Raw genomic sequence first — 5,719 nt, 5'->3', positions numbered from 1 at the left:
AAATTTACCGCGCTGTAGTACATTTCCACAGTTTGAAGCGAAGTCAGTCCTTTTGTCGTCCGTTTTTCCAAAAAAGTTCCATAAAGTGAAACCGCAGCCGCAATTGCAAAAACAAAAACCGCAATGCAAATTTTTATCACCGTGGATTTTGCCCTAAGCCACCTTTTTAAACGAACTTTTTTTTCTTGATGCAAAAGAAATTTTTGAGATTCAGCATTGAACTTTTCTAAATCCGATGAAGGAGACTCTTTTAATTCAAGTGTGGAAACTTCTTCTTTAGGGAACGCGCAATTTTTGCCTGCAAAAGCGTTTTCTGTAAACAAAAGAATTTTTTCGTCAATTCCAAAAGCCGCATAGCGCAACGGACAGTAATTTAAATCCCGAATATCGTTTTCCCTTGCAGAAGAAGATTTTTCTGCAAACGGAACTTTTCCGCAAATAGTTTTATAAACAATAACCGCCTGCAAAAAATGCACCGCGTCTTTTCCAGAAAACACAGGGTTCAAATACTTTCCATATAATTCTGAAAAAATTTCTTCCCCAAGCGATGACAAAGAAATTTCAAGCAAATTCTTAGGCAAAAATAAAACTTTAGAAAAATCCTTGGAAACAATAATTCCTCCTGCGCCAACTAAAGAAAGAACTACCTTGCTTTCATCCAAAGCATCAAGCGCATTGCAGACAAGTGAACAGGCTTTTATAGAATCTTTTTTTCCAAAGGCTTCAAAACATTCACTAAGCGCAAGTCCATCAAAGCATGAGCCTTCAAGAAAAACTGTTTCATCTTCAGAGTGCGCAAATTCTTTTAAATCCTCAGAAGAAACTGTGCCGTCAAAGTTCCATAAAGAAAAATTCCAAGCTCCGTCATTTAGCTCAGCAAGCAGTCCGTTTTCTCTGATTTTTCCGGCAAATCCGGCTTTTACAAAAACATTGCTAGCCATCCGGCTGTCTAAAAAAATCTTTCCGTTGTAAAGAAAAACTGTTTTGGAACTCATTGACGCTTTCCATCTGAACTATACAAATATTTAAAGTAGTCCATTTTTGTGCTGTACGTAACATCAAAATTGCCCATTGTATTTTTGTACGACTCAAGGCTTTTCCAGAACTCATAGAACTTAGGATCGCGCGTGTAAGACTGAGTGTAAATTGCCGCAGCTTCCGCATCCGCCTTTCCTTTAGTTTCCTCGCTTTTTCTGTAGGCTTCTGATTCGATTGTGCGCTTTTCGTTTTCAAGTTTTCCAAGCCATTCGGACTTTTTTCCTTCACCAAGAGAACGGTACGCTTGAGCCACTTGATTGCGCTCCTTAATCATTCTGTTGTAAACGCTTTCTGTAAGCTCGTCTGAATATTTTATTTGCCGCGGAACAATGTCAATCAGTTCAATTCCGTATTCGCCCACCATTTTTCTTGCGTCGTCAGCCATTTCCTGGCAAAGCGCGCTTCTTCCCTTGGAAACACTTTCGTTGTTTGAATTCACATTGACCAAAGCTTCAATTTCCGCGCTGTCCTCGCCTTCAATTCCTGCAAGCTGATTTGAATCCGCACTGTCTTTTTCCTCGTTAATAAGATTGCTGCTTCTTACAATTTCGCTGAGCCTATTGCGTGTGATAATCGTCCTAGTTGAAGAATCAATTACATCGCTAAGCTTGTTGTACGCCGCATCCAAAGTCTTGAACGACTGATAAAACAATGCCGGGTCTGAAATCTTCCAGCGGCTTGTAGTGTCCACAATTATAAACTGGTTTTCCTTTGTAGGAATGCGAGCCTGATCCCCTTCAAGTGAAAGAATTTTTGCAGGATAAACAGTGACGACATCAAGAAACGGAACTTTAAAATAAAGTCCGGTAGAAGTGCACGATTTTACAATTTGTCCAAACCTTGTAACAACAGCCTGCTCTCCTTCGTTCACAATATAAAAAGGACCTGCCGCAAGCAAAATCACAATGACAGCAACAAAAGCCGCAAGCCTAAGATAAAATTTATTCTGCTTTGCCATTTTTTCCTCCAAGATTCTTAAACGGAAGCACATTGTCAAGACCGCTGTCTATCAAAGCCGGATTCTTGTCTGCGCCGGAAGCAAAAATTTCTTCCATAGTTTCAAGATAAAGACGTTCCCGGGTAACAGCAGGAGCTTTTCTGTACTCCTCATAAACTGAATTGAACCTTGCCACATCGCCCTTTGCCTTGTTAACACGCTCAGCCGCATAGCCTTCCGCCACTTGAATCTGACGGTCAGCCTCGCCTTTTGCCTTTGGAATTTCTGAATTGTAGCTTTCTTTTCCTTCATTTATAAAGCGGTTCATATCCTGAATAGCCTTGTTCACGTCCTCAAACGCATCCTGAACTCCTTCCGGCGGAACAATATTCTGAAGCTTAACCGCAAAAACGTTTATTCCAAGTCCCAGCTGCGAAAACTGCTCATTCATCATGGAAACCGCAAGATTTTCAATGTTGCTTCTCTCGCTGCTCATAACATCCAAAATTGCCCGGTCGCCGACCAAAGTATTGATTACAGAACGGCTTATGTCGCGGATTGTCTGCTCTTTTTCCTGAACTGTAAAAAGCCAAGCGCGCGGATCCACAATTCTGTACTGAATAATCCATTCAACATCCACGATATTTAAATCGCCGGTCAGCATAGTTGATTCACGTGTAATATTGTTCTGATACTGATTTACAGAGCCGCTTTTTGTGGTTTTAAATCCAAACTGCTCCGTCTGGACAACTTTGTTTCCCGGAACAATAAATTTTTTATCTATAAACGGAATTTTATATTGAAGTCCCGGTCCCAAAGTAGCATTATATCTTCCAAACCGAGTGATTACAGCCTGCTCCGCCTGATCAACAACAAAAAGACTAGAGCCAGCCGCCGCAAGCAAAACAGCGCCTACAATAATCGCCACAACATACGAAGGCTTTTTAAAAAAGCTCCTGATTTTTACTTCCAAATCTGACATAACTAATAAATTAATGCAAATTCGCTTAAAAAACAACGGTATCTAGCAGCAAATCTTTTATATTTACCGCGTTGACTTTGATATTTTCATTCTTGATATTAATTTTTAATGGGAAATTCTCATGGACATTGCATACAATATATGCAGAAAGAGGATTCAGCTCCGCAGGAATATTTGTAATTGCCAGCAATCGTTCATAGAACTTTTTTATTCCAGAAGCATCATCAGACTTCGGATTTTCCGTAAGCTTGGATTCTATCAAACGGCAGCCTGCGCCAATTTCAAGAAAATCAATTTCTGTCTGAGAAATATCACGGTAATAACAAAGCTGTTTTTTGTTTCCATTAAGCTTATTGTTTTTCCTTAATTCAGCAAACACAGCTGTTTCAAAAATACTTCCTGCAAAAGGAGAAATTTTCAGTTTTTCTTTTTCAATTCCCAAAAGCCAGCATAAAAGCCCAGTATCGTTAAAATAAACTTTAGGGGTTTTTACAATCCGCTTTCCAACGTTACCAAACCACGGCTGCAAAAATGTAATTTGCCCTGAAGTTTCAAGAACACTAAGCCATGAAGCAACAGTTTTTGAACTTATGCCAAGCGAATTGCCTATTTCCGCCATATCCAGTATTTGAGCGTTTCGGACTGCAAGCAAGCGAATGAACTGTTCAAAAGTCCGTAAATTTGAAACATTTACAAGTTGACGCACATCGCGCTCAAGGTAAGTTGCAAGATAACTTGAAAAAAACATATCAAGCGGAAAATCTGGCTCACGTGTAAGCTCAGGAAATCCGCCGCGGAAAATAAAAGTTTCAAAATTAGCTGGATTTTCATCTGAAAAACACGGAGCATTTTTGTATTCCGCCCAAGAAAGTCCTTCAAGTTCCATTACACAAGTTCTTCCTGCAAGGCTTTCTGAAATATTTTTCATCAATTCGAACTTTTGACTTCCTGTAAGAACAATCTGTCCCATATTATGCCGCTCATTATCAAGCCGTTCCTTTAAAAACCTGAAAAGTTTAGGCGCATACTGAACTTCATCAACAATAAGAGGACTTTTATATTTTTCGAAAAAAATTTCAGGAGTTTCATCCGCAAGAGCCGCAATACTCGGCAAATCAAGAGAAACATAATTATATTCCGGCAGAAGAGAACGCAAAAGTGTTGTTTTTCCTGTCTGACGAGCACCAGTTAAAGTTATACACGGAAAATACTTCAATGCACTTTTTACTTGACTTCCAAATTTTCTGTCAATCATACTTCAGATATTATGAAATTCAATTCCCGATTTGTCAACAAGATGGTGCTCTATTTCTTTCCTTCTCAATTTTTTTCTTTTATACTGAAACCCTTGCTCTGTTAGTTTGCAACAATCTTACAAGAAAATGCGGAAGAAAAAAGGTAGCGTTCCATAGAAGAAAAGCCATCCTTGCTTAATCTGCGCCTAATGCTTTATTAAGTTAGAAATCAACTTAAAAATGTTTTAAAATTAACTTAATTTCACTTTGTTTTTAACTTAAAAACGTCTTGAAATTAACTTAATTTTACTTTGATTTTAACTTAAAAATATTTTGATATAAAGTTTATTTCATTGCTAAATAAAACTGATTTTATAATATCTCTATATATATTCCTTTGTTCCGAAAGCCTCCCCCAAGATTTAAGTCATAAGCAGTGCGGTTCCTGCCTAAAATAGCGTCAGAAACTGCACTGCAAGTTTGCCCGGTGGCAAACTTGTTCAATCGACTACTGTTTTTTACTGCGTTGCAAAACAGCCTGTTTAAATCTTATCGATGCCAAAGCACCGCTAAGATTTAAACATAAGGAGGCTAAGAGATGAAAAAGACTCTTATCGCGGTCGCAGCGGCTGCCGCACTTACAGCAACTTCTGCTTTCGCAGAAATCACATTCGGAGCATGGCTTCGCACATTGACAGCACCTGTTGCTTCAAATGGTGAAGACACAGTAGTTGGAACAGCAAACTCATGGGGCTGGGGCGCACGTACAGCTCGTATCGACATCAATGGAGTTTCTGAAGATGGGAAAGCAGGTTTTGCAATGAACGTTTTCAATGATATGTCGATGGATATATCTGCTGGCGATCGTGCTGTTCTTTGGGTAAAACCAGTTGATATGATTAAAATATCTGTTGGTAAATACGACTCTCCGGACAACGGACTCCGCGGCGACTTCTGCTACGGCTCATGGAACTGGCTCAGACCTTATAACTGGTCTTATGACGGCGAAGGACTCACATTCGACGGAATCTGGCGCAAAGGTATGATGATTGAAGCCGATCCAATCGAAGGACTTCATGCATTTGTTGTTATTCCTATGGAAGATGCTAATGCTGATTCTTACTATAAGAAAGCAGAAGATACTTACAGAAATGTTCAGATTGGATTTGGATATGCAATTGATGGCGTAGGTAAGCTCAAGGCACAGTATATTGGTGATGACTCTTATACAACTGATGCAGATGGTGACAGAGACGAAACAAAGACAACAGGACAGATTGGTGTTGCATTTGACCTTACAGCAGTTGAGAACCTTTATGTAACAGTTGGAGCAAGATTTGGTATTGCAGACAAGGACTATGCTCCTGACTACCTCAAGATGGCATTCACAGCTGGAGTTTCTTACCAGGTTTCTGACGCTATGAAGTTCTCTGTAGACGGCGGTTACAAGCAGTATCAGGACAAAGCTGTTGGAAAAGTCGGTGATAAAAAAGACAATGAGTTCTTTGTAGGTGCAGGTGTAGACTA

General features: G+C 39.5%; 5 protein-coding genes. 1 reads left to right on the top strand and 4 read right to left on the bottom strand.

Translation table 11 applies throughout. From position 1 onward, the window contains the following. The 4 genes from B4C08_RS10630 to B4C08_RS10615 all read right to left on the bottom strand — a co-directional run. The coding region (locus B4C08_RS10630) for a hypothetical protein (protein WP_296665227.1) at nucleotides 1–995 on the bottom strand (995 nt) is incomplete at its 3' end. Continuing rightward, nucleotides 992–1,996 carry a protease modulator HflC gene (gene hflC / locus B4C08_RS10625; RefSeq protein WP_296665225.1) on the bottom strand — a complete coding sequence of 335 codons (1,005 nt, stop codon included), beginning with the start codon at nucleotides 1,994–1,996 and terminating at the stop codon, nucleotides 992–994. The genes hflC and B4C08_RS10630, both read right to left, overlap by 4 nt. Then, nucleotides 1,980–2,957 (bottom strand): FtsH protease activity modulator HflK, encoded by a 978-nt coding sequence (gene hflK, locus B4C08_RS10620; protein ID WP_295800971.1) that lies wholly within the window; start codon nucleotides 2,955–2,957, stop codon nucleotides 1,980–1,982. Before hflK ends, hflC begins: the two co-directional genes overlap by 17 nt. Before the next feature lie 25 nt (nucleotides 2,958–2,982). Then, nucleotides 2,983–4,212 carry an ATP-binding protein gene (locus B4C08_RS10615; RefSeq protein ID WP_296665223.1) on the bottom strand — a complete coding sequence of 410 codons (1,230 nt, stop codon included), beginning with the start codon at nucleotides 4,210–4,212 and terminating at the stop codon, nucleotides 2,983–2,985. A gap of 578 nt (nucleotides 4,213–4,790) precedes the next feature. Here B4C08_RS10615 and B4C08_RS10610 point away from each other — a divergent pair. Beyond that, nucleotides 4,791–5,719: hypothetical protein (locus B4C08_RS10610; RefSeq protein WP_296665219.1), on the top strand; the 929-nt coding region annotated here is incomplete at its 3' end.

Source organism: Treponema sp. UBA753 (assembly GCF_002297325.1).
Taxonomy (GTDB): Bacteria; Spirochaetota; Spirochaetia; order Treponematales; family Treponemataceae; genus Treponema_D.
Note: the sequence above shows the minus strand (reverse complement) of the source record. Positions and strands in the feature narration are given on the sequence as shown.